At 33.3% G+C, this 22876-nt stretch carries 25 protein-coding genes; all 25 read left to right on the top strand.

Annotation, left to right across the window (positions count from 1 at the left end):
• The first annotated feature begins 9 nt into the window (after positions 1–9).
• The 25 genes from GSY47_RS19160 (at position 10) to GSY47_RS19040 (ending at position 22871) form a co-directional block, all read left to right on the top strand.
• Positions 10–1143: a beta-ketoacyl-ACP synthase III gene (locus GSY47_RS19160; RefSeq protein WP_179000858.1), complete on the top strand. Its 1134-nt coding sequence runs from the start codon at positions 10–12 to the stop codon at positions 1141–1143.
• A complete protein-coding gene (locus GSY47_RS19155; protein WP_179000860.1) occupies positions 1143–1574 on the top strand; it encodes a hypothetical protein in 432 nt (143 codons plus the stop codon). The genes GSY47_RS19160 and GSY47_RS19155 overlap by 1 nt, the downstream gene beginning before the upstream one ends.
• A 3-nt stretch (positions 1575–1577) precedes the next feature.
• Positions 1578–2045: an ABC transporter permease gene (locus tag GSY47_RS19150; protein WP_179000862.1), complete on the top strand. Its 468-nt coding sequence runs from the start codon at positions 1578–1580 to the stop codon at positions 2043–2045.
• 322 nt (positions 2046–2367) lie between these two features.
• Positions 2368–2772 (top strand): hypothetical protein, encoded by a 405-nt coding sequence (locus GSY47_RS19145; protein ID WP_179000864.1) that lies wholly within the window; start codon positions 2368–2370, stop codon positions 2770–2772.
• Complete coding sequence (locus GSY47_RS19140) at positions 2773–3771, top strand: BtrH N-terminal domain-containing protein (RefSeq protein WP_179000866.1); 999 nt, start codon at positions 2773–2775, stop codon at positions 3769–3771.
• A gap of 63 nt (positions 3772–3834) precedes the next feature.
• Positions 3835–4533 (top strand): ABC transporter ATP-binding protein, encoded by a 699-nt coding sequence (locus GSY47_RS19135; RefSeq protein WP_179000868.1) that lies wholly within the window; start codon positions 3835–3837, stop codon positions 4531–4533.
• Positions 4523–5812 (top strand): ABC transporter permease, encoded by a 1290-nt coding sequence (locus GSY47_RS19130; RefSeq protein WP_179000870.1) that lies wholly within the window; start codon positions 4523–4525, stop codon positions 5810–5812. Before GSY47_RS19135 ends, GSY47_RS19130 begins: the two co-directional genes overlap by 11 nt.
• Positions 5787–6236 carry an acyl-CoA thioesterase gene (locus GSY47_RS19125; RefSeq protein WP_091490305.1) on the top strand — a complete coding sequence of 150 codons (450 nt, stop codon included), beginning with the start codon at positions 5787–5789 and terminating at the stop codon, positions 6234–6236. Before GSY47_RS19130 ends, GSY47_RS19125 begins: the two co-directional genes overlap by 26 nt.
• Positions 6237–6330: 94 nt before the next feature.
• Positions 6331–7470 carry a beta-ketoacyl synthase N-terminal-like domain-containing protein gene (locus GSY47_RS19120; protein WP_179000872.1) on the top strand — a complete coding sequence of 380 codons (1140 nt, stop codon included), beginning with the start codon at positions 6331–6333 and terminating at the stop codon, positions 7468–7470.
• Positions 7471–7556: 86 nt separating this feature from the next.
• A complete protein-coding gene (locus GSY47_RS19115) occupies positions 7557–8240 on the top strand; it encodes a hypothetical protein (protein WP_179000874.1) in 684 nt (227 codons plus the stop codon).
• Between the two features lie 19 nt (positions 8241–8259).
• Positions 8260–8877: a 3-oxoacyl-ACP synthase gene (locus GSY47_RS19110; RefSeq protein WP_179000876.1), complete on the top strand. Its 618-nt coding sequence runs from the start codon at positions 8260–8262 to the stop codon at positions 8875–8877.
• 2 nt (positions 8878–8879) lie between these two features.
• A complete protein-coding gene (locus tag GSY47_RS19105; RefSeq protein ID WP_068841663.1) occupies positions 8880–9137 on the top strand; it encodes a phosphopantetheine-binding protein in 258 nt (85 codons plus the stop codon).
• A 139-nt stretch (positions 9138–9276) separates the two neighbouring features.
• On the top strand, positions 9277–10476 hold the full coding sequence (locus GSY47_RS19100; RefSeq protein ID WP_179000878.1) for a beta-ketoacyl-[acyl-carrier-protein] synthase family protein: 1200 nt from the start codon (positions 9277–9279) through the stop codon (positions 10474–10476).
• Complete coding sequence (locus tag GSY47_RS19095; RefSeq protein WP_219071509.1) at positions 10476–11540, top strand: beta-ketoacyl synthase N-terminal-like domain-containing protein; 1065 nt, start codon at positions 10476–10478, stop codon at positions 11538–11540. Before GSY47_RS19100 ends, GSY47_RS19095 begins: the two co-directional genes overlap by 1 nt.
• Before the next feature lie 68 nt (positions 11541–11608).
• Positions 11609–12313 carry a polysaccharide deacetylase family protein gene (locus tag GSY47_RS19090; RefSeq protein WP_246611358.1) on the top strand — a complete coding sequence of 235 codons (705 nt, stop codon included), beginning with the start codon at positions 11609–11611 and terminating at the stop codon, positions 12311–12313.
• 119 nt (positions 12314–12432) lie between these two features.
• Entirely contained in the window at positions 12433–13059 is a 627-nt protein-coding gene (locus GSY47_RS19085; protein ID WP_109194732.1) for an outer membrane lipoprotein carrier protein LolA, read from the top strand.
• Complete coding sequence (locus GSY47_RS19080; protein ID WP_179000884.1) at positions 13025–13660, top strand: hypothetical protein; 636 nt, start codon at positions 13025–13027, stop codon at positions 13658–13660. Before GSY47_RS19085 ends, GSY47_RS19080 begins: the two co-directional genes overlap by 35 nt.
• Before the next feature lie 37 nt (positions 13661–13697).
• A complete protein-coding gene (locus tag GSY47_RS19075) occupies positions 13698–14291 on the top strand; it encodes a porin family protein (protein WP_179000886.1) in 594 nt (197 codons plus the stop codon).
• A 5-nt stretch (positions 14292–14296) separates the two neighbouring features.
• Entirely contained in the window at positions 14297–14911 is a 615-nt protein-coding gene (locus GSY47_RS19070; protein WP_179000888.1) for an outer membrane beta-barrel protein, read from the top strand.
• 3 nt (positions 14912–14914) lie between these two features.
• The gene (locus GSY47_RS19065) at positions 14915–15526 is read left to right on the top strand and encodes an outer membrane beta-barrel protein (RefSeq protein ID WP_219071508.1); all 612 of its coding nucleotides are present in this window, start codon (positions 14915–14917) and stop codon (positions 15524–15526) included.
• An 11-nt stretch (positions 15527–15537) separates the two neighbouring features.
• A complete protein-coding gene (locus GSY47_RS19060) occupies positions 15538–15909 on the top strand; it encodes a hotdog family protein (protein ID WP_179000892.1) in 372 nt (123 codons plus the stop codon).
• Between the two features lie 2 nt (positions 15910–15911).
• Positions 15912–16397 (top strand): hypothetical protein, encoded by a 486-nt coding sequence (locus GSY47_RS19055; RefSeq protein WP_179000894.1) that lies wholly within the window; start codon positions 15912–15914, stop codon positions 16395–16397.
• 14 nt (positions 16398–16411) lie between these two features.
• Positions 16412–17581 (top strand): DUF2062 domain-containing protein, encoded by a 1170-nt coding sequence (locus tag GSY47_RS19050; protein ID WP_179000896.1) that lies wholly within the window; start codon positions 16412–16414, stop codon positions 17579–17581.
• A gap of 98 nt (positions 17582–17679) precedes the next feature.
• Positions 17680–21354 carry a 1-acyl-sn-glycerol-3-phosphate acyltransferase gene (locus tag GSY47_RS19045; RefSeq protein WP_219071507.1) on the top strand — a complete coding sequence of 1225 codons (3675 nt, stop codon included), beginning with the start codon at positions 17680–17682 and terminating at the stop codon, positions 21352–21354.
• On the top strand, positions 21354–22871 hold the full coding sequence (locus GSY47_RS19040) for a phytoene desaturase family protein (RefSeq protein WP_179000901.1): 1518 nt from the start codon (positions 21354–21356) through the stop codon (positions 22869–22871). Before GSY47_RS19045 ends, GSY47_RS19040 begins: the two co-directional genes overlap by 1 nt.
• Positions 22872–22876 lie beyond the last annotated feature (5 nt).

Here is a 22876-nt window from a genome sequence, read left to right as displayed (position 1 = left end):
TTTTAGATTATGTTCGAAGTATATATTACAAAAGCTGCAAAATATTTGCCAAACGAAGCTGTTTCTAATGATGAAATGGAAGCCTATTTAGGTCTTATCAACGATACTGCTTCAAAAGCAAGACGTATTATTTTGCGCAATAATAAAATTACAAGCCGATATTACGCTGTTGACAAAACTGGTAAAAGTACACATAGCAATGCCGAATTAACACGTAATGCAATCTTACCATTATTCGACGAAAATTTTACGCCTCAAGATCTAGAAGTACTTTCTTGCGGAACCTCAACTCCAGATATTTTTCTTCCTTCGCATGCTGCGATGGTTCACGGTTTGCTAAAAAACAAATCGGTTGAATTAAACTCTTCTACGGGAGTTTGCTGTGCTGGAATGAACTCACTAAAATTTGGTTTTCTTTCTGTGCGTTCTGGAAATTCAAAAAATGCCATCTGTACAGGATCTGAAAAAGTTTCGACTTGGCTGAATGCTCAAAAATACAATCACGAAGCAGAAAATTTAAAAAATCTTGAAGAACAGCCTATCATTGCGTTCAAAAAAGATTTCTTAAGATGGATGCTTTCTGACGGCGCCGGCGCCTTTTTATTAGAAAATAAACCAAGAGGCCCAATCTCCCTAAAAATCGAATGGATGGAAGCTTTTTCGTATGCTTACGAATTAGAGACTTGTATGTATGCAGGAGGAGATAAATTAGAAAATGGAGAAATCAAAGGATGGAGCGACTATGCGCCGGAACAATGGCTAAACGAATCTGTTTTCTCAATTAAACAAGACGTAAAATTATTAGATGAATTTATCCTTACGAAAGGTGCCGAAAGCATGAAAGACGCAATGGATAAAAATAACATCAAATCTGAAGATATTACATATTTCATTCCTCACGTTTCTTCTAATTTCTTTGTGGAAGGACTAAAGAAAGGATTAAGCGAAAAAGGAATTGGAATGAGTGACGAAAAATGGTTCATGAATCTTTCAAGAGTGGGCAATGTAGGTTCTGCCTCAATTTACCTAGCGCTGGAAGAATTAATGAACTCAGCGAAATTGAAAAAAGGAGATCACATTCTTTTATCAGTCCCTGAAAGTGGAAGGTTTTCTTTCGCTTATGCGTATTTAACGGTTTGCTAATGGAAACAATGGCTTCTCTAGAAAAAGAAATGGTAGAAAATTTACTGCCACAAAAGTTTCCTTTTGTGATGGTTGATGCTATGTATTCTTATACCGAAACTTCTTTGATTTCGGGTTTAAAAATTCAGCAGGATAATATTTTCGTAAACAATAACATTTTTCTAGAAGCAGGTTTAATCGAACACATGGCTCAATCTGTAGCATTACATACGGGCTATCAATATTTTTTAAGAAACGAAATTGCTCCTACAGGTTACATCGGTTCTATTAAAGAAATTGAAATTAAAAAATTGCCTCAATTAAACGACAACATTCAATCTGAAGTAACTATTTTACAAGAATTTGCCGGAATTACTTTAGTAAATATCGTGACAAAATTAAATAACGAAGAAATCGCAAACGGACAAATGAAAACCGTTTTAGCCAAATAATATATGATTTTGAATACCGGAGTTGACATACAAAATTATTTGCCGCACCGAGCACCAATGCTTATGGTGGATTTGATTTTGGATATTGATGCCAACTTCGTAGAAACCATCTTTTTGATAAAAGAAGACAATATTTTTGTACAAAATAATGTTTTTATCGAAGCGGGTTTAATTGAAAATACGGCGCAGACCTGTTCGTCTATTGTTGGAAAAAAATATTTTTTTGACGAAAACGGAACAGAAAATGAGAACGTAAATGTAATTGGATTTATAAGTGCCTTAAAAAATGTAAAAATTCATTCGCTGCCAAAAGTCGGCGATACTATAATTACCAAAGCAGATTTAATTTCAAAATTCGCTGGCGACGATTACACTTTATGCACGATGAGCTGTCAAAGTTCAGTCGAAGACCAGATACTCTTAGAATGCGAAATTAACTTGTTTATTCAAAAAACAGTTTCGGTTGAATAATTCAAAAAAAATTATTTTACATCTCGTAATCCGAATCGGAATTCTCGTTCTTTTGCTTGGGTTGGTTTTCTTATTTTGGTATTTCACTTACGACCCTCATAAATATTGCGACGAAACCGGACACAGACATGTTGACGGCGGTTTAGGATTTTTTGTCCTGATATTTTTGATAACCCAAATGTTTTATTTGGGATTACTAATAGAAATGATTTATTTATTTGTAAAGAAACAACGAAACTTAGCTTTCGCTAATCTTGGATTTTTAATAATTAGTTTATGTATAGTTGCAATCTGTATGTTCCTAATCAATTAAATTAGCAAAATGGAAAAAGATAAAGTACCACAGGACACAAGTAACTTAACGAAAAACAACGTAAAAGAGCTTTTATATGCGACTGACGAAAATGGCGATTATACCACAACCTTAAGCACAGGCTGGGAACCAAAAACAATCGCACTTTCGAATTCGATTGACGAAATAAACGAAAGAATTGCCGATGCAAAACAACAAGTTTTAAATGGCGAGGTAAGTCCGATTGTGTATTTTATGGAAGTCAATAAAATGGATCTTACTATTTTATCCAGTTATGTAGGATTTTGGAAATGGCGCGTAAAAAGGCATTTTAAACCAAGTGTTTTTGCAAAACTAAATGATAAGACTTTGCAGAAATATGCCGATACCTTTGAAGTATCAATTGAAGAATTAAAAAACAGCATTACCCAATAAATGGAATTAACTTTCACACATCATCAGTCTGCTCATTGTGAGAATGGAGTAGCGTCAAATCTGCTAAAAAACAGCGGACTAAACATCAGCGAACCGATGGTTTTTGGTATTGGCTCAGGATTATTTTTTGTATATCTGCCTTTTATCAAAGTGAATTATGCACCAGCGATTAGTTACAGAACTTTGCCTGGACAGATTTTTAATAAAGTTGCCACACGTTTAAATTTAAAAATAAAAAGACAAAAATTTTCTTCTGTTTCAAACGCAAACAAAGCTTTAGACGAAAATTTAAAAAATAATATTCCAACCGGATTACAAGTTGGCGTTTACAACTTAAGTTATTTTCCAGATGAATATCGTTTCCATTTCAACGCACACAATTTAGTTGTTTACGGCAAAACCGATACAGATTATTTAGTGAGTGATCCTGTAATGGAAACCGTAACCACTTTAACACACGAAGAACTGGATAAAGTTCGTTTTGCCAAAGGAGCTTTTGCACCGCGTGGCCAAATGTATTATCCAATTCAAATTCCGCAAGACGTTGATTTAAAAAGTGCCATAATTAAAGGAATAAAAAATACCTGTCGTGATATGCTGGCGCCAATGCCAATTGTGGGTGTTCGCGGTATCAAATTTGTATCCAAGCAAATTAGAAAATGGCCGATAAAACACGGAACCAAAAAAGCCAATCATTACCTAGCGCAAATGGTTCGTATGCAGGAAGAAATTGGAACCGGAGGCGGTGGTTTCCGTTTTATTTATGCGGCATTTTTACAGGAAGCTTCGGTTATTTTAGGTAACGAAGAACTGAAAGAACTTTCTAAAGAAATGACAAAAATTGGAGATTCATGGCGTGATTTCGCTGTTGAAGCTTCCCGAATTTATAAAAATAGAAGTGCCAAAGAAGATGCGTACAATACTATTGCAGATGAACTTCTGGACATTGCGAACAGAGAAGAAATCTTTTTCAAAAAACTAAAAAAAGCGATCAGCTAAAACTATATTTTGCAGTCTATAATTAAAATAGAATCCCTGTCGAAAAAGTACAAAAATGCAGAAATGTATTCTTTGAACAACGTTTCGCTGGATATAACTGAAGGACAGATTTTTGGGTTGCTTGGTCCAAACGGTGCCGGAAAAACCACCTTAATCTCCATGCTCTGCGGATTGATAAAACCAACTTCAGGACATTTTACCATTGATGGCTTAGACTATCAGCATCATTCTTCAAAAATTAAAAAAATTATAGGTGTTGTTCCTCAGGAATATGCCTTGTATCCTACTCTTACGGCCAGAGAAAACCTCCTTTATTTTGGAAGTATGTACGGCCTAAAAGGAAATGATTTAAAAGACAAAGTAATCGAAACTTTAGATCTTTTAGGACTTTTAAAATTTGCCGACAAACAAGTACAGACTTTTTCAGGCGGAATGAAACGCCGCGTTAATCTGATTGCCGGAATTCTGCATAATCCAAAAGTTTTATTCTTAGACGAACCAACCGTTGGTGTTGACGTTCAGTCAAAAAATGCCATTATCGATTACTTAAAAGTATTGAATCAAAACGGGACAAGCATTATTTATACTTCGCATCATTTGGCTGAAGCCGAAGATTTCTGCAGTAATATTGCCATCATCGATCAAGGACAAATTTTTACTAAAGGAACGCCTTCCAGTTTAATTGATTCTGTTGAAGATGCGCGAAATCTTGAAGATGTTTTTATTTCATTAACCGGTAAAGCTTTGAGAGATGCTATATAAAATTTGGATGTCGGTTGTGAAAGAATTCTTACTGCTTAAACGTGATTTAGGCGGTTTGATTATTCTGTTTGTCATGCCTTTGGTTTTAGTTATCACTGTGACTTTAATTCAGGACAGTACTTTTAAAACTGTAAGCGATTCTAAAATTCCCATTTTATTGGTTGACAACGATAAAGGAACTGTTTCCAAAACGGTATTCGATAATTTAGAAAAAAGCAGTTTGTTCACAGTTGTCACACAAATCGACAACAAAGCTGTTACAGAAGATGTTGCTCGAGAAAATGTCCATAAAGGAAAATACCAATTGGCAATCATAATTCCAAAAGATTTGAGTACAGATTTACAAGCCAAAGTAGATCAAAATGTTGAAAAAATTGTCAGCAGTTTAGGCATGACAGACAGCACTGCATCAGCATCTGCCAAACCTCAACGCATTATAAAAGAAAAAGAAGTAAAACTATATTTTGATCCTGCGGTACAAATGAGTTTTAAAAATGCTGTCATGAGTTCTATCGACAAAATGATATCGCAGATTGAAACCAAATCCATTTATACCACTTTTCAAAATCAATTAGGGGAAGGAACTACTGATTTTGAACAGAAAAGTTTTATTACTTTCAAAGAAATAATTCCAACAATTAATAACAAAGAAATACGCCCAAATTCGGTACAGCACAACGTTCCGGCCTGGACACTTTTTGCAATATTTTTTATCGTGATTCCGTTATCCATCAATATTGTAAAAGAAAAATCGCAGGGAACTTTTGTGCGGTTAAGAACCAATCCTGTTTCTAATTTAGTGATAATTATTGGGAAAACCATTACCTACTCTGTCATTTGTATGATTCAGTTTTATATGATGGTTGCCGTTGCAGTATTCTTATTTCCGTCAATCGGATTACCGTCTTTAAATATCGAAGGCCATTTATTTTTAATGAGTATTGTTGCTTTATTTTCAGGTTTTGCAGCGATCGGATTCGGAATTTTACTAGGAACAATTGCGAGCACACAGGAACAATCGGCTCCTTTTGGTGCAACTAGCGTAATTATTTTAGCTGCAATCGGCGGTATTTGGGTTCCTGTTTTTGCCATGCCAAGCATCATGCAAATCATTGCCAAATCGTCTCCAATGAACTGGGGATTAGAAGCTTTTTATGACGTTTTGTTGCGTAACGTTTCATTGTTAGAAATTATTCCAGAAATAAGTTTATCCTTTTTGTTTTTCATTCTCACATCAGCCATCGCATTATTTTATGATCAAAAGAAAAGAGCAGTTTAAAGAAGCCACGAACCTAACCGTTTCTCACGAAATCAGAATTCGTTTTAACGAAACAGATCCGCTTGGAATCGTTTGGCATGGCAATTATATTACCTATTTCGAAGATGGACGTGAGGCTTTTGGACGCGAACATGGTCTTACTTATCTGGATATTGCAAAAACAGGTTATACAACACCAATTGTAAAATCGACCTGCGAACATAAATTGTCATTGCGTTACGGCGATGTGGTCACAATCGAAACGACTGTTGTTGATACACCAGCAGCCAAAATGATTTATCGTTTTAAAATTATTGATGATAAAGGAGAAGTGGCGTGCACAGGAGAAACAACTCAGGTTTTTTTAGATGCAGCAGGAAATTTAATGCTGACCAATCCGCCATTTTATGAAGAATGGAAACGAAAAGTTGGGTTGTTGAAATAAAGTTTTTTTAGCCACGAATTCACGAATTAACCCAAATTAAATCTGCTCAATCTGCCAGATCTGCGGGCTAAAATTTCACGAAATTAAATTGAAAATGATTAAAGAAATATACATTACAGAAACCAATTGCATCACACCTTTAGGTTTTGATATTGAATCCAACATCGAAGCGATTTTGCGTGGCGATTCGGGAATTCAGCCACATATTGACATTTCTTTAATGCCCAATTCATTTTATGCTTCGATTATTTCTGATGAAAAAATAAACAGTGCTTTTGCAAAAATCAGTACTGAAACCAAATATTCCCGTTTAGAAAAAATGATGATTCTGGCTTTAGAGCCAATCATCAAAAATTCAAAAGTTGAATTAAATTCCAAAACCGCTTTTATACTTTCAACAACAAAAGGAAATGTTTCGGCTTTAGAAAATGATTCTGAAGAAAGTTTTAATAATGCGCATTTAGATGTTTTAGCCCAAAACGTTGCCAATTTCTTCGGATTTCAAACACAGCCAATTGTAGTTTCAAATGCCTGTGTTTCCGGAATTTTAGCAGTTTCAGTTGCCAAAAGAATGATTCAGTCTGAACTTTACGACAATATCTTAGTGGTTGCCGGCGACGAAGTTTCAGAATTTGTTTTATCTGGATTTAATGCTTTTCAAGCAATGAGTGAACTGCCGTGCAAACCCTATTCTAAAAACAGAACCGGAGTAAGTTTAGGCGAAGCCACAGCAGCTGTTTTAGTTTCGGCAGAAGCCAAAAATGCTAAAATAAAAGTAATTGGAGATAGTTCAATAAACGATGCCAATCATATTTCTGGTCCGTCAAGAACAGGCGAAGGTTTGTTTCGAAGTATTCAGAATGCTTTAAAAGAAGCGCAGATTGAAGCCGAAAAATTAGATTATATTTCTGCTCATGGAACGGCAACTCCTTATAACGACGAAATGGAAGCCATCGCTTTAAATCGTTTAGGTTTACAAAATGTTCCTGTGAATAGTTTAAAAGGATTTTACGGTCATACTTTAGGCGCTTCAGGATTATTGGAAACGGTAATTGCGATAGAATCTGCCAATCAAAATACACTTTTTGAATCAAAAGGTTTTGATGAGATTGGGGTTAGTGAAGCTATCAATGTGATTGAGAAAAATCAAGACGCAAATATTGAATATTTTTTGAAAACAGCTTCTGGATTTGGAGGTTGTAATACGGCTGTGATTTTTGAAAAGGTAAAGTAAAAAACAACTGTTCGGAAATTCCGAACAGTTCAAAATAAAACCCAACTTGCAAGAAAATCTTGAGAGTTCAAAATATTTAAACATAAATGAAACTATCAAAATTCATATTTATAACTCTAGTTCTTCTTTCATCTTTTGGATGTAAAAAGAAAGAAGTGTCTGAATCTGATTTTGAAAAACAGGTTTTAAATAGTGTCTTTGTAGAAATTGTCGATTCTATTTATATGGATAGGAGAATTGTTACTCCCCCACCAATGCCAAAAAGAGATTTTAAAACCAATAAAGAAGATACTATTGGATATCATAAAGAATTAAAAAAATATTGGCATTATCGAGATAGTATCAAAAACGATAAAGCCAGAATATTAATTGGTGTTTATGATACAATAACAAAAATAAGCGCTCTTGAAACAGAAATGATTCAAAAAGAAATTGATCTTTCAGATTACAAATACGACACTATAAAAGAATCAGAAGAATATACCTTTGACTTAAAGCCTTTTAAAAACAACAAAAAGTTTCATTTTGAAAAAGCTTCCAAATATTCTAATGAAAAATATTGGGACTTAAACGACATGAGTAATTCTGTGATACCTGTTGGAACAGTTTTTATATCCAGAATTCAATTTGATCAAACAAAAACAAAAGGAATTTTAACGGTTGGAGCTTCATGTGGAGGAGGAAAATGCGGAAGAGGTTTTCTAGTCATAATTGAAAATAAAACTGGGAAATGGAAAGTAAATAAAATTATTCATCTTTGGACTTCATAACTGAATTCTTTATTAAAAAATGACTCAAAACAAAACCAACATACAATCCTACATCACCATTCAAAACAACGAAATTGTTTTGAACGGAACTTCTGTTTTCAAAATTGAACCAACCGATTTTGCTGATTTTTCTAAACAGGCTTATCGTAATTTTGAAATGCAGTATTCAAAGTTTTTCAAAATGGATGCTTTGAGCAAACTGGCTTTTCTAGGATCAGAATTGCTTTTGAGTCCGATAACTTCAACTGAAGAAGAAAATAATATTGCTTTGGTTTTGGCCAATAAATCGTCGAGTTTAGATACCGATGTAAAATATCAGGAATCGATTTCAGACAAACAAAACTATTTTCCTAGTCCGGCGGTTTTCGTTTATACACTGCCAAATATTTGTCTGGGCGAAATAAGTATCCGTCATCAGCTGAAAAGTGAAAATTCTTTCTTTATATTTGACACCTTTAACACAGAATTTATGTCTAATTATTCGGATATTCTTTTGAATACGAATAAAGCAGATATGGTTTTGTGCGGCTGGGTAGAGTTTTTTAAAGACGATTATAAAGCTTTTCTTTGCACCATCAGCAAAGAAGAAAATACAAAATTTACAAACGAAACTATCAATACATTATACAATAAATAAGCATGGAAGCATTAAAAGAAGAATTGAAAAACAAAATTATCACGACTCTAAACCTTGAAGATATCGCAGTTGAAGACATTGCTGATAACGATCCTTTGTTTGGAGATGGTTTAGGTTTAGACTCAATTGATGCACTTGAATTGATCGTGATTTTAGATAAAGATTACGGAATTAAATTAGTAGATCCTAAAGAAGGAAAAACTATTTTCCAGTCAATCGAAACTATGGCAGCGTATATTAGCGCTAACAGAACTAAATAGATTTCAGATTTTAGACTTTAGATTTTAGATTCCAGTTGAAAATCTAAAATCTAGAATGGTTTAAAAATCCGTCAACTTTGTCAAAGTTTGAAACTTTGACAAAGTTCTAGAATCTACAATCTAAAATCATAAATCTAAAATGGCAAAAGGTGTTGCAATAACGGGAATGGGAATTATCTCTGCAATCGGGAATTCGGTTGAGGAGAATTATCTTTCGTTAATCGAAAATAAAATCGGGATTTCTCGTATCTCCAATATTTCTACAGTTCATGCTGATGTTATCAAAGTTGGTGAAATCAAAAAAACGAATGACGACCTCATCAGCGAACTGCAATTAAACGACGATAATAATTTTTCGAGAACTGCTATGATTGGTACTTTGGCAGCAAAACAAGCTGTCGAAAATGCCGGCATTACCTCTATCAATGAATTTAGAACGGGACTTATTTCGGCTACAAGTGTAGGCGGAATGGACATGACGGAAAAACATTATTACGATTATTTCGAAAAACCAGAATTGGTAAAATATATTACCTGTCATGACGGCGGCGATGTTGCAGAAAAGATTGCCGAAGAATTAGGTTTAAAAGGAATGGTTTCTACTATCAGTACAGCTTGTTCATCAGCTGCCAATTCGATTATGCTGGGCGCAAGATTAATCAAAACCGGAAAACTGGATCGAGTTATTGTAGGCGGAGCCGATGCTTTGTCAAAATTCACCATCAACGGATTTAAGACTTTGATGATTTTATCTGACTATTACAACAAACCTTTTGACAATAACAGAAAAGGATTAAACCTTGGCGAAGCAGCAGCATTTTTGGTTTTAGAATCGGATGAAATTGTTGCCAAACAAAACAAAAAAGTGCTGGCAAGAGTTTCTGGTTATGGAAATGCAAATGATGCTTATCATCAAACAGCTTCTTCAGAAAATGGAGATGGCGCTTATCTGGCAATGAAAAAAGCTTTTGAAGTTTCGGGTTTAAAACCTTCTCAAATTGATTATATCAACGTTCACGGAACTGCAACGCCAAACAACGATTTATCTGAAGGAAGAGCTTTAAAAAGAATTTACGAAGACGAAAAAGTGCCTGATTTTAGTTCTACAAAACCATTTACAGGGCATACGTTAGCAGCAGCAGCCGCAATTGAAGCGGTTTACAGTGTTTTGTCTCTTCAGAATAATGTAGTTTATCCGAATTTGAATTTCGAAACGCAGATGGAGGAATTCGATTTAACACCACAGACATATTTAAAAAATAAAAACATAGAACACGTTTTATCCAACTCTTTTGGATTTGGAGGAAACTGTTCAACCCTTATATTTTCAAAAAGCTAATGACAAAAAAAACATATATAAATGGAGTAGGCTGTATTTCGACTCAAAAAACATTTGATACTGTTTTTTTGGAAGAAGCCAATGTAAATCACGATGAAAATGTACTGGCAATTATAACGCCGGCATACAAAGAATATATTTCTCCGGCGGCAAGCCGAAGAATGGCAAAAGGGGTGAAAAACGGAATTGTTGCTTCTGCCCTGGCCATGAAAGACGCCAATGTAGAAAGTGTCGATGCTATCATTACCGGAACAGGTTTGGGATGCATCGAAGATTCTGAAAAATTCCTGAAAAGTATTTTAGATAATAAAGAAGAGTTTTTAACTCCGACTTCTTTCATTCAGTCAACTCACAATACAGTTGGTGCTCAGATTGCGCTTTTACAGCAATGTAAAGGTTATAATTTTACATATGTAAATGGTGCCGTATCTTTTGAATCGGCTTTGATTGATGCTAAAATGCAGATTGAAGAAGACGAAGCGAATTCCATTTTAGTGGGAGGCGTTGACGAAAACGGAGATTATACGACTGCTCTTTTCAAATTAAACGGACGCATTAAAGCCGATAATACTGCGCCTTATGATGTCCTGACTTCTAAAACAAGCGGTGCCGTTTATGGTGAAGGTGCCAGTTTTTTTGTTTTAGAAAATGAAAAAAAAGACAATACTTACGCTGAACTTTTAGATGTTTCTATTGTAAATACACTGGAAGTTAATGAAGTTGAAAACGAAATAAAATCGTTTTTGAAATCGAATCATTTAGAAATTTCAGATATCGATGCTTTAGTTTTAGGTTTTGATGGAAATGTAGATTTTGAAAATTATTACAGAAATCTGGCTGAAAATGCTTTTGCACAAACTCCTGTTTTATATTACAAACATTTGAGTGGCGAATACGATACGGCTTCGGCTTTTGCTTTTTGGATGGCTTCTAAAATTTTAAAAACACAGGAAGTTCCTGAAATCGTAAAAGTAAATTCGCTTACAAAACCTGCTTACAAAACCATTTTATTATACAATCAATTAAGCGGAAAAAATCATAGTTTTACGTTACTATCCAAATGATAACGCATAAAAACATCTCGATATTTTTTATCCTTTTATTGCTTTTAATGTTTCTAGCGAACTTTATTATGCCAATGAATATATGGTATTATTGGGCTGTAGTTTTGCTGTGGATTGGAATAAATGCTGTTGGTTCTTCGAGAATTTCTTCTAATTATCATGTAAAAGCCTATTGTAATAATCCATTAGAAAGAGAGAAAAAAATTGCGCTTACTTTTGATGATGGTCCAAGCACTTATACTTTAGAAGTTTTAGAACTTTTGAAAAAATATAATGCTAGCGCCACTTTTTTCTGTATTGGAAAAAATATCGAGATATATCCCGAAATTCTTCAAAAAGTAATTGATGAAGGTCATTTAGTTGGAAATCATTCTTACAGTCATTCTAAGTTTTTTGATTTTTATCATGAAGACAAAATAACTGAAGAACTTCGTAAAACGGATAAATTGTTGGAAAAATTCACTTCAAGAAAAATCAACTTTTTTCGTCCGCCTTATGGAGTTACAACGCCATCTATTAGAAGAGCGTTAAAAATTACCGGACACAAAACAATTGGCTGGAATATTCGTTCTCTTGACGGCGGAACCAAAAATCAGGAATTGATTTTAAACCGAATTACAAAACGGGTTTCTCCCGGCGGAATCGTACTTTTGCATGATACAGGCGAACACTCTGTTTTGGTCTTGGAACAGTTTTTGCAATTTTTACAGCAAAATAATTATCAGGTCGTTTCAATCGAAGAACTTTTAAATCTTAAAGCTTATGAAAATTGAACGCGGGTGAAACAGATTCGCTATCGCGAAGACGCGGATTTAAACGGATTTTATTAAATTAAAAATTCGTGAAAATTGGTGCAATTCGTGGCGAAAAAACAAAGCATAATTTAAAAAATATGAAAACTAAAATAGCTCTACTAATTCTTTTTATTTCAGGTAGTTTATTTGCTCAGGAGCAGAAAATGACTACTGCAGAAATTGCGCAATTTAAAGAAGACGTAAATGTTGTAGCTAAAAAAATCAAAACACTTAGTACCGATTTTGTTCAGTACAAACATTTGGATTTTTTATCAAAAGATATTGAAACATCTGGAAAAATGGTTTTTAAAGAACCTGCTCTTTTACAATGGCAATACAAAAAACCATACAATTACAGCATTACTTTTAAAAACGGGAAAATCCTAATTAACGACGAAGGAAAGAAAAGCGCCGTTGATATTGGCAACAGCAAAATCTTTGCCCGCATCAATAAATTAATTGTGGGAAGCGTAAGTGGAAATATGTTTGATGATAAAGAATTTACGATTTCTTATTTCAAAGTTAAAGGTCAAAATCTGGCAAAATTTATTCCGAAAGATGCGACGCTGAAAAAATACATCAAACAAATTGAACTGACTTTCGACAAAGAAGAAGCAACTGTAGTTCAGGTAAAATTGTTAGAATCATCTGAAGATTATACCCGAATTGTACTTAAAAATAAAGTAATCAATGCAAAAATCGACGATTCAGTTTTTACTAATTAATTTCGTTTTAGCTCTTGTATTCGTCTCTTGCGGTTCGGTTACAAAAAACTATACACCTAAAAAATTAGACCAAACGTCTTATACGGTTCCTTATTTCTCCGATTCAAAAACCGATTATGTTTATAAAACTAATATCAGCGTTTACGGAAATGAATTATCTGGAATTTTTATTGCCAAGAAAATAAACGACACTACACATCGTGTTGTTTTCACTACAGAATTCGGAAATAAATTAATGGATTTTGAAATTTCTGAAACCGATTTTAAAGTCAATTCTATCGTTTCAGAATTAGACCGAAAAATATTAATCAATACTTTAAAAGAAGATTTTCGTCTGCTTTTAAAAAAGAAATATGCGATTCAGGAACAGTTTGAAAATGAGTCAGCTGAAATTTATAAATCAAAAGACGGCAAACGCGACAACTATATTTTCATCTCCAAAAAAGATCAAAAACTAGAAAAGATCGTTCATGCTTCTAAAACAAAAGAAAAATTTACACTGTTTTTCAGTTCAGAAAACAATATTTTTGCTGAAAAGATTCAGATAATTCATCAGAATATTAAACTAAAAATTGAGCTGAATTACTTTAAATCAGAATAGAAAATTAAACTAATCATAAACTTTAAATCAATTAGGAATGAGAAATTTTGTGGTAATTGCATTTGTTTTGTTCTTCGGAATTCAATCTTCAGAAGCGCAAGTAAGAGTTAATCCAGGTTTAAGAGGCGGATTAAATATCTCAACTTTAACCAATATAGATGATAATAGCTCTAAAACTGATTTTTATATTGGTGGGTTGGTAGATATTAGATTTAATAAATTTTTCTCTCTTCAACCAGAGATAAATTATTCCAGACAAGGAGATGAAGGAAGATATTTTGAAAACGGCCGTTATTATTCTGAAAAGTATGAGCTAAATTATATAACGCTTGGAGCCGTTGCAAAGTTTAACTTTAACGGTGGTGGTTTTCACATTTTAGGAGGCCCTTCGTTGGATTTTAAAGTTAGTGATAATTACATCAATACGAATCCGGAAGATTTTGACTTTTCAATAGTTGGAGGAGTTGGTTACACATTGCCAAACGGGTTAACTTTTGAAGCGAGAATCAAACAAGGATTGGTGGACATTTATGGTTATGATTATTATAATAACGACGGATATTATACTAATGATGCAATCTTGAATCAGGTTTTCCAGATTGGAATCAGCTATAAATTTAAAACGAAGTAAAAGCCATGAATAAAAAAAACGTTCTTTTTATTATTGTTTTTTTCGCAGTATTAAACATACAAGCCCAGATAAGTGTTAAACCCGGTTTAAGAGGCGGATTTAGTTTTTCTACTATTTCTGAAATGCATGCCGATTATAAAACTGATTTTTATGTTGGTGGTTTTACTGATATCAAGATTACTAAAATTTACTCGTTACAACCTGAAATTAATTACAGCAGACAAGGTTCTAATAATGTAGCGCGAAATTATTATGATGAAACTAGTCAAACCAATAAAGTAGAGTATCTAGATCTTGACATCAATTATTTATCGCTTTCGATACTAAATAAGTTTACTTTGCCACAAGGAATTCAGTTTCAGGCAGGACCAACTTTAGATATTTTGTTAAATGACAATCTTGCCGTTAGAAAAGCACAAAATGATCTTGGTTTAGTTTTAGGAATTGCTTATGCTTTGCCTTCTGGACTGACATTTGAAGCTCGATTTAAAAAAGGTCTACTGGATGTTTTGAGCAGTGATTATTATCAAAACGACTCCAATAATTATTATTTGTTTGGAGATTATAACACAAATATGAATTTTCAATTGGGAATCAGTTATACCTTTAAAACAAAATAAACAATGACGAAAAAAAAATTCGCCCTTTTGGTATTTGCATTTTTTATAATCATAAATGCTACAGAATCACAAGTAACATTTAAACCTGGATTAAGAGCTGGAGTTGGTTTTTCTAATTTAGGTTTTCACGGAGATTTTAAACCTGATTTTTATGTTGGTGCTTTAGGACAAATCAACCTGACAAAACGTTATTCTCTGCAACCTGAAATTAATTACAGCAGACAGGGTGCCAATAATCTTGAACAGACGCAATATTATTACGATGAGGGAACCTATATTGGACAAAATGTTTATCATGATGTAAGCATTGATTATTTGTCGGTTGGAATGATTAATAAATTTACTTTTAAAACAGGTTTTCTGGTTCAATTTGGACCTACAATAGACTTTATTGTAAAGAGTAATTTACCTTATTCTGACTCAGATGTAGATTTGGGTTTTGTAAGTGGAGTTGGTTACAAATTACCTTCTGGTTTAATAATAGAAGGAAGATTTAAAGCAAATATATTAGACAATTTTGGAAGCTATAATGACGGATATTACTATCAAGAAAACAACTATAGCCCAAGTTTTACTTTTCAAATAGGTGTTTCATATGCTTTTGGAAAGAAATAAAAATTTAAAAAATGATTTTACAAGATTTTTACAAAATACTATCGGAAGAAAAAATCTCCGATTCAAAATATAATATTACGATTTTAGTCAATGAGAAACATGAGGTTTTTAAAGGACATTTCCCCGGAAATCCTATTATGCCTGGTGTTTGCATGATTCAAATTATCAAAGAACTGACAGAATCTATTACTAAAAGTTCCTTGATGATTCAGTCTTTGGCAAATGTAAAATTCATGGCTTTGATTAATCCGGAGGTAACGCCGGAACTACGTTTAGAGCTTGATATTACAACTACTGAAGACGGTTTAGTAAAAGTGAAAAACACGACTTACTTTAACGACACAACTGCTCTTAAACTGAGCAATGTGTACAAAAAAATATAATTATGAAACTATTAATGACATTACTTTTATGGATAAATTTTGTGGGTACGCCAGATTTAGCCTCTATTCGTAAAATGTATACGGATGTTACAAAATCAGAAACTAATGCTAAAAATTTTGTAGAAAAACTATCGGGTGTTTCCAATAGCGATGATAAAATTTTAGTGGCTTACAAAGCAGCTTCTATTTTATTGGATTCTAAATTTGAGAAAAAATTAGGCGATAAAATTGATCGTTTTAAAGAAGGTGCAAAACTTCTAGAATCTGTTATTGACAGCGAGCCAAACAATATTGAAATCAGAATGATTCGTCTTAGTATTCAGGAAAATGTTCCTGGAATAACTGGTTACAAGAAAAACATTAAGGAAGACAAAAAATTTATTACTGCACATTATGCAGAACAAAATGCTGCTTTAAAAGAGTATTTAAAAGATTTTGTTATGCAGTCTAAAAGTTTCTCTGCTAAAGAGAAACAATTCGTGAAGTAAGCTCAAAAAAACTCATGAAATCACAGCAGGAATTACTTAGTTCGACTAACTTTTGCGTTATTGTACCTACTTACAACAACCCAAAAACACTGAAAAAAGTACTGGATTCTATTTTAAATTTTACCTCAGATGTTATTATTGTTAACGACGGTTCTACTGATTCGACGAGCGAAATCCTAAAACAATATTCACAACTGACGCAGATTCATCATCCTAAAAATTTAGGAAAAGGAAGAGCACTGAGAAATGGATTTAGAAAAGCGATGGAATTGAATTTTGAATATGCCATCACAATCGATTCTGACGGACAGCATTTTGCTTCTGATATTCCTGTCTTTCTGGAAGAAATTCAAAATGAGCCAAATTCTCTTTTGATTGGAAGCCGCAATATGACGCAGGAAAATGTTCCTAAGAAAAGCAGTTTCGGGAACAAGTTCTCTAATTTTTGGTTCAAATTTGAAACTGGAATCAAGCTGGACGATACACAATCTGGATTTCGTTTATATCCTTTAAGATTATTACCAAAGCGTTTTTATACCAATAAATTTGAATTTGAAATCGAAGTCATCGTTCGCGCTGCATGGAAAGGAATTGTGGTTAAAAACATTCCAATTCAGATTTTGTATGATCCTGCAGAAAGAGTTTCACATTTTCGTCCATTTCAAGATTTTACCCGAATTAGTATTTTAAATACCATTTTGGTAACTAATGCTTTGCTTTATATAAAACCTCGGGATTTCTTTCGCCGAGCAAAAAAAAAAGGTTTTAAAAAATTCTTTCTAGAAGATATTTTAGAAAGCTCCGATTCTAATTTTAAAAAATCAGCAGCAATTGCTCTCGGAATTTTTATTGGACTTTCTCCTTTTTGGGGCTTTCAAACTATATTGCTTTTTTCTTTGGCTGCTTTGTTCCGACTTAATAAAGTTATTGCTTTTTTGACTTCAAATGTGAGTTTTCCGCCTTTTATTCCCTTTATCATTTATGGTTCCTTGAAAATCGGAAGCTTTTTTGTTTCTACTGATGCGCCTTTGGTTTTAGACAGTTCGATAACATTAGACGATATTCAAAAAAATGCTACGCAATATATTGTAGGAAGTCTTATTTTAGCAACCGTTTCAGCACTATCAGTTGGCCTTATAAGTTATTTACTTTTGACGGCTTTTAGCAAAAATCGTACTGAATAATATACATTTATTTCTTGCCACAAATTTCACAAATTAACACAAATCAATTCGTGAAAATTCGTGAAATTCGTGGCGGAAAAATTTTTAAATAAAAATCCATGCATCAATACTTTTACGCCATTCATTTATTTGTAAACCGAAGAAAATCGCTCTCGGTTCTTTTGGCTGTTTTGATGCTTCTAGTTTTTGGATTTTTTGCTTCAAGATTGAAATTTGAAGAAGACATTACTAAACTTATCCCAACAAACGATAAAACAGATGTTACGGCAAAAGTGCTGAAACAACTTAATTTTGCCGATAAAACCACTGTTATTTTTAAACTCGAAAAAAACGGATCTGCCGATGATTTAAAAGAAATGGCAGCTGCTTTTTCAGACAGTGTTTCCAAATCCTGCAAACCTTACATAACAGGAATTCAGGGAAAAGTTGACGAAGAAAATATTCAGGAAACCATTGATTTTGTTTACAACAATCTGCCTCTTTTTCTGGATGATGCAGATTATAAAAACATCGAACAAAAACTGCAAAAAGACAGCATTGCAGCAACAGTTCAGGGAAATTATAAATCGATTATTTCTCCATCCGGGTTTATTACGAAAGATTTTATTCTGCAGGATCCATTTGGGATTTCATTTATCGCTTTAAAAAAATTACAGCAGCTAAATATAGGTGATGATTTCACACTGGAAAATGGTTTTGTAATGACAAAGGATAAAACGAAATTACTTCTTTTTATTACTTCTAATATTCCGTCGAGCGAAACAGAAAAGAATACACTTTTTGCCGAAAAACTAAAATCGATTCAGGAAAATCTAAATCAGAAATTTAAAGGAAAAACTTCCATCAGTTATTTTGGTTCTGCCTTAATTGCTGTTGCCAATGCCAATCAGATTAAGAGCGACATTATTTTGACAACATCCATCGCGATGTTTACTTTAATGCTGATTTTGATTTTATTTTATCGAAAAGTTTTAATTCCGCTGATTATTTTTCTTCCAACAGTTTTCGGAGGATTATTTGCTGTGGCATTTTTATATTTTGTGAGAGAACAAATCTCTGCAATCTCATTAGGAATTGGCTCTATATTACTCGGAATTACAATCGATTATTCCATTCATATTCTAACACATTACAAACACAACAGCGATGTAAAAACTTTGTACAAAGACATTACAATGCCGGTTATTATGAGCAGTTCTACCACTGCTGTTGCTTTTTTATGTCTGCTTTTTGTAAAATCGGACGCGTTGAATGATCTTGGAATTTTTGCGGCAGTAATTGTAATGGCAACTGGAATTTTCTCGCTTTTAATTGTTCCACATTTATACAAACCACACGAAAATCCGGCAGAACATAAAAAGAATATGATCGATAAAATGGCTCATTTTTCTTTTCATAACAATAAAATCTTAATCGGACTTTGTGTGATTATCACTATTATCTGTTGTTTTACTTATAATGATGTTGGTTTTAATAATGATTTATCACAGCTGAATTTTATTCCAAAAGAAATTAAAGCTGCCGAAAAACAATTGGAAGAAAGTACCAGTTTAACTTCTAAAACAATTTATGTCGCTTCTTACGGAAAAACTATAGAAGAAGCTTTACAGCATAACAGCCAACTTTTTGGAGATTTAGCAAAAGAAAAACAGCAGAACAAAATCCTGAACTTCAGTTCGGTTGGCGGTATTGTACTTTCGCAGCAAGCGCAAATCGAAAAAATAAACAAATGGAATTCATTCTGGACTTCCCAAAAAAAACAATTTGTAAGATCTGAATTGATTTCCGAAGGTTCCAAACTTGGTTTCAAACCTACAACTTATGAACTCTTTTTTGATCATTTAGACTTTGATTTTAAACCTGTCTCTTCCTCAGAGTTTTTAAAGATAAAAGCTTTACAATTACAAGAATTCATTACCGAAAAAAATGGTTTTTATACGATTTCAACTTTAGTAAAAGTAGCGCCGGAACAGCGTGATGCTTTTGTAAAATTAACTTCAACAAAAGAAAATATAGTAGCAATCGATCGTCAACAGATGAACGAAACGTTTTTCAGCACTTTAAAAACCGATTTTAATTCGCTTGTCAATTATTCGTTTGTTGCTGTAATTCTGATTTTGTTTTTCTTTTTCCGAAGAATCGAATTGGTCATTATCAGCTGTATTCCAATTGCTTTAACGGGAATTGTTACGGCCGGAATTATGGGTGTTTTTGGTATTCAGATGAATATTTTCAGCATGATTGTCTGCACTTTGATTTTCGGTCATGGAGTTGATTTTAGTATTTTCATGACCAGCGCACTGCAAAAAGAATATTCAAACGGCGTTAATGAAATTGCGATTTACAGAACGTCAATTATCCTGGCAGTTATTACAACAATACTAGGAATTGGCGCCATGATTTTTGCCAAACATCCTGCACTTACTTCCATTTCACTGGTTTCATTAATTGGGGTTTTTGCAGCGCTCATTATCACTTTTATTTTCTATCCGATTTTGTTCAAACTGTTCTTGTCGAATCGTCCTAAAAAAGGAAATCCGCCGTTTCAGTTAAGAACATTTGTACATGGTGTAATTTCGTTTACTTATTATGGCTTGGGCGGTATTGTAATGTCGATTTTCAGTTTTACAATCATGCCGATTCTGCCTTTCAGCAAAAAGTCAAAAATGAAATTTTTTCGATATGTAGTTTCAAAATTCATGAAATCAGTGTTATATTCGAATCCGTTTATACGCAAAAAGGTTGTTAACAATTTCAATGAAACTTTCGAAAAACCAGCTGTAATTATTGCCAATCATTCTTCATTTTTGGATATTCTGTCAATCGGAATGTTAAGCCCAAAAATCATTTTCCTAGTAAGCGACTGGGTTTACAACTCTCCTATTTTTGGCGGCGTTGTTAGAAAAGCAGGATTTTATCCAGTGTCAGAAGGTTTGGAAGGTGGCGTTGAACATTTAAGAAAAAAAGTAGAGCAAGGTTATTCTTTAATGGTTTTTCCAGAAGGAACTCGTTCAGAAAGCAATGTGATTAAACGATTCCATAAAGGTGCTTTTTTCTTAGCTGAAGAATTTAACTTAGATATTCTTCCTGTGGTCATTCATGGTGCTTCAGAATTAATTCCAAAAGGTGATTTTGTCATTCATCACGGAAAATTAACCGTTACAATTTTAGAAAGAATTTCTCCTAATGATTTTTCATTTGGAAATAATTATACTGAAAAAACTAAACAAGTCAGTTCTTTTTTCAAAGCAGAATATCATAAAATACGAGAAGAACTCGAAGGTCCAGATTATTTCAAAACCATGCTCATCAACAGTTATGATTATAAAGAAATTGAAATTGGCAACAGCGTCAAAAAAGATTTAAAACAAAATCTGGAAACCTATTATAATCTAAACAAACACATTCAGCCAAAAGCAAAAATCCTGCATTTAGGAAATGATTATGGACAATTAGACGTTTTATTAGCATTACAGGAACCTCAGCGAAAAATCGTTTCTTTTATAAATGATGAAGAAAAATTATTAGTAGCAAAAACCAATTATATTGTATCCAAAAGAAAAATATTGTATTTGGATCAATTGAATTCAGCACTTGAAAATCAATATGATGTTATTTTGATTTCTGACGAAAGTTATAAAAACGAAATTGAAAAAGTTTTTCAAGTTGATTCTTTAATCATTTTAGTGAATTGTTCTGGTTTAAAAAATCAGTTTGAGAATTTTGAAATTCTTTCTGAGGAAAATGGATTAGTTGTTTTAAAGAAAAAGTAATGAAGAAAGAGTACGATGTAGTCATCATTGGCAGTGGTTTGGGTGGATTGGTTTCTGCTGTTATTCTGGCAAAAGAAGGCTACAGCGTTTGTGTACTTGAAAAAAACAATCAATACGGAGGAAATCTTCAGACTTTTGTAAGAGATAAAACCATTTTTGATACGGGAATCCATTATATTGGAGGTTTGGGCGAAGGCCAAAATCTTCACCAATATTTCAAATACATTGGAATAATCGATCATTTGAATCTGAAGAAATTAGATGAAAATGGTTTTGATATAATTTCTTTTGAAGACGATAAAACCGAATATCCGCATGCACAGGGTTTCAAAAATTTCATTCAACAATTGACCAATTATTTCCCCGAAGAGAAAGAAAATCTCGAACAATACTGCCAGAAAATAACAGAAGTATGCAAAAAATTCCCTCTTTACAATCTGGAATCGGAAGGAAAGTATGATGATGAAATACTAACGCTTAACGCGAAAGAAACCATCGATTCTTTTACCCAAAACGAAACGTTAAAAGCAGTCTTAGCCGGATCCAATTTTCTCTATGCCGGAATTCCAGACAAATCGCCTTTTTATGTACATGCACTTATCGTCAATTCGTATATCGAAAGTTCATGGCGTTGCATCAATGGCGGAAGTCAGATCACAAAACAGCTTTTAAAACAACTCAAAAAATACGGGGGCGAATTCTTTAAACACAAAGAAGTTACTAAAATTGAAGTTAAGAATCAAAAGGTAAGTTCGGTCAAAATGAAAGATGGAACTGAAGTATTCGGAACATTTTTTATTTCGAACATTGAACCCAAAACAACTTTGAAAATGGCTGGTCAGGACAACTTCCGAAAACCATTTTTCAATAGAATTCAAGGCCTTGAAAGTGTTCTTTCTGCATTCAGTCTTTATATTGTTTTTAAACCTAAAACTTTTAAATACATCAATCATAATTATTATCATTTCAAGAGTTCTGTAGACGTTTGGACAGCTCACGAATATGATGAAAATTCATGGCCGAAAACTTTTATGGCCTCCATGAATCCGTCTCAAAAAGAGGAAGAATGGGCAGACGGGATGACCTTTTTAACCTACATGAAATATGATGATGTAAAAGCTTGGGAAAATACTTTTAATACCACTTTTGAAGAAAACGAACGAGGCAAAAGTTACGAAGAATTCAAAGCCGAAAAAGCCGAAAAACTTTTAGAAGAAATCGAAAAAAAATTCCCTGGAATTAGAAATTGCATCAAATCGGTTCATACTTCTACCCCTCTTTCGTATCGCGATTATATTGGCGGAGACGGCGGCAATATGTATGGATATGTTAAAGATTCTAATAATCCCATGAAAACTTTAATTCCGTCAAAAACTAAGCTAGAAAATCTTTATCTTACAGGCCAAAGTATTAACATGCATGGTGTCTTGGGTGTTACAGTTGGAGCAGTCGTAACTTGCTCTGAAATTGTAGGAAAAGAATATCTGCTGGAAAAAATTAAAAAAGCATCTGAATAATAACA

The sequence above is a fragment of the Flavobacterium quisquiliarum genome (genome assembly GCF_019308285.1).
GTDB classification, from domain to species: domain Bacteria; phylum Bacteroidota; class Bacteroidia; order Flavobacteriales; family Flavobacteriaceae; genus Flavobacterium; species Flavobacterium quisquiliarum.
The sequence above is the reverse complement of the archived record's forward strand: the minus strand, read 5'-3'. Positions and strand labels throughout refer to the sequence as shown.

What these genes read in the sequence shown, in the direction of transcription:
- GSY47_RS19070 (WP_179000888.1), top strand. Translation starts at nt 14,297, where the DNA reads ATGAATAAAAAAAACGTTCTTTTTATTATTGTTTTTTTCGCAGTATTA.
- GSY47_RS19120 (WP_179000872.1), top strand. Translation starts at nt 6,331, where the DNA reads ATGATTAAAGAAATATACATTACAGAAACCAATTGCATCACACCTTTA.
- GSY47_RS19065 (WP_219071508.1), top strand. Translation starts at nt 14,915, where the DNA reads ATGACGAAAAAAAAATTCGCCCTTTTGGTATTTGCATTTTTTATAATC.
- GSY47_RS19160 (WP_179000858.1), top strand. Translation starts at nt 10, where the DNA reads ATGTTCGAAGTATATATTACAAAAGCTGCAAAATATTTGCCAAACGAA.
- GSY47_RS19085 (WP_109194732.1), top strand. Translation starts at nt 12,433, where the DNA reads ATGAAAACTAAAATAGCTCTACTAATTCTTTTTATTTCAGGTAGTTTA.
- GSY47_RS19045 (WP_219071507.1), top strand. Translation starts at nt 17,680, where the DNA reads ATGCATCAATACTTTTACGCCATTCATTTATTTGTAAACCGAAGAAAA.
- GSY47_RS19040 (WP_179000901.1), top strand. Translation starts at nt 21,354, where the DNA reads ATGAAGAAAGAGTACGATGTAGTCATCATTGGCAGTGGTTTGGGTGGA.
- GSY47_RS19145 (WP_179000864.1), top strand. Translation starts at nt 2,368, where the DNA reads ATGGAAAAAGATAAAGTACCACAGGACACAAGTAACTTAACGAAAAAC.
- GSY47_RS19155 (WP_179000860.1), top strand. Translation starts at nt 1,143, where the DNA reads ATGGAAACAATGGCTTCTCTAGAAAAAGAAATGGTAGAAAATTTACTG.
- GSY47_RS19095 (WP_219071509.1), top strand. Translation starts at nt 10,476, where the DNA reads ATGACAAAAAAAACATATATAAATGGAGTAGGCTGTATTTCGACTCAA.
- GSY47_RS19055 (WP_179000894.1), top strand. Translation starts at nt 15,912, where the DNA reads ATGAAACTATTAATGACATTACTTTTATGGATAAATTTTGTGGGTACG.
- GSY47_RS19150 (WP_179000862.1), top strand. Translation starts at nt 1,578, where the DNA reads ATGATTTTGAATACCGGAGTTGACATACAAAATTATTTGCCGCACCGA.
- GSY47_RS19135 (WP_179000868.1), top strand. Translation starts at nt 3,835, where the DNA reads ATGTATTCTTTGAACAACGTTTCGCTGGATATAACTGAAGGACAGATT.
- GSY47_RS19060 (WP_179000892.1), top strand. Translation starts at nt 15,538, where the DNA reads ATGATTTTACAAGATTTTTACAAAATACTATCGGAAGAAAAAATCTCC.
- GSY47_RS19080 (WP_179000884.1), top strand. Translation starts at nt 13,025, where the DNA reads ATGCAAAAATCGACGATTCAGTTTTTACTAATTAATTTCGTTTTAGCT.
- GSY47_RS19105 (WP_068841663.1), top strand. Translation starts at nt 8,880, where the DNA reads ATGGAAGCATTAAAAGAAGAATTGAAAAACAAAATTATCACGACTCTA.
- GSY47_RS19115 (WP_179000874.1), top strand. Translation starts at nt 7,557, where the DNA reads ATGAAACTATCAAAATTCATATTTATAACTCTAGTTCTTCTTTCATCT.
- GSY47_RS19130 (WP_179000870.1), top strand. Translation starts at nt 4,523, where the DNA reads ATGCTATATAAAATTTGGATGTCGGTTGTGAAAGAATTCTTACTGCTT.
- GSY47_RS19075 (WP_179000886.1), top strand. Translation starts at nt 13,698, where the DNA reads ATGAGAAATTTTGTGGTAATTGCATTTGTTTTGTTCTTCGGAATTCAA.
- GSY47_RS19125 (WP_091490305.1), top strand. Translation starts at nt 5,787, where the DNA reads ATGATCAAAAGAAAAGAGCAGTTTAAAGAAGCCACGAACCTAACCGTT.
- GSY47_RS19100 (WP_179000878.1), top strand. Translation starts at nt 9,277, where the DNA reads ATGGCAAAAGGTGTTGCAATAACGGGAATGGGAATTATCTCTGCAATC.
- GSY47_RS19140 (WP_179000866.1), top strand. Translation starts at nt 2,773, where the DNA reads ATGGAATTAACTTTCACACATCATCAGTCTGCTCATTGTGAGAATGGA.
- GSY47_RS19090 (WP_246611358.1), top strand. Translation starts at nt 11,609, where the DNA reads ATGCCAATGAATATATGGTATTATTGGGCTGTAGTTTTGCTGTGGATT.
- GSY47_RS19050 (WP_179000896.1), top strand. Translation starts at nt 16,412, where the DNA reads ATGAAATCACAGCAGGAATTACTTAGTTCGACTAACTTTTGCGTTATT.
- GSY47_RS19110 (WP_179000876.1), top strand. Translation starts at nt 8,260, where the DNA reads ATGACTCAAAACAAAACCAACATACAATCCTACATCACCATTCAAAAC.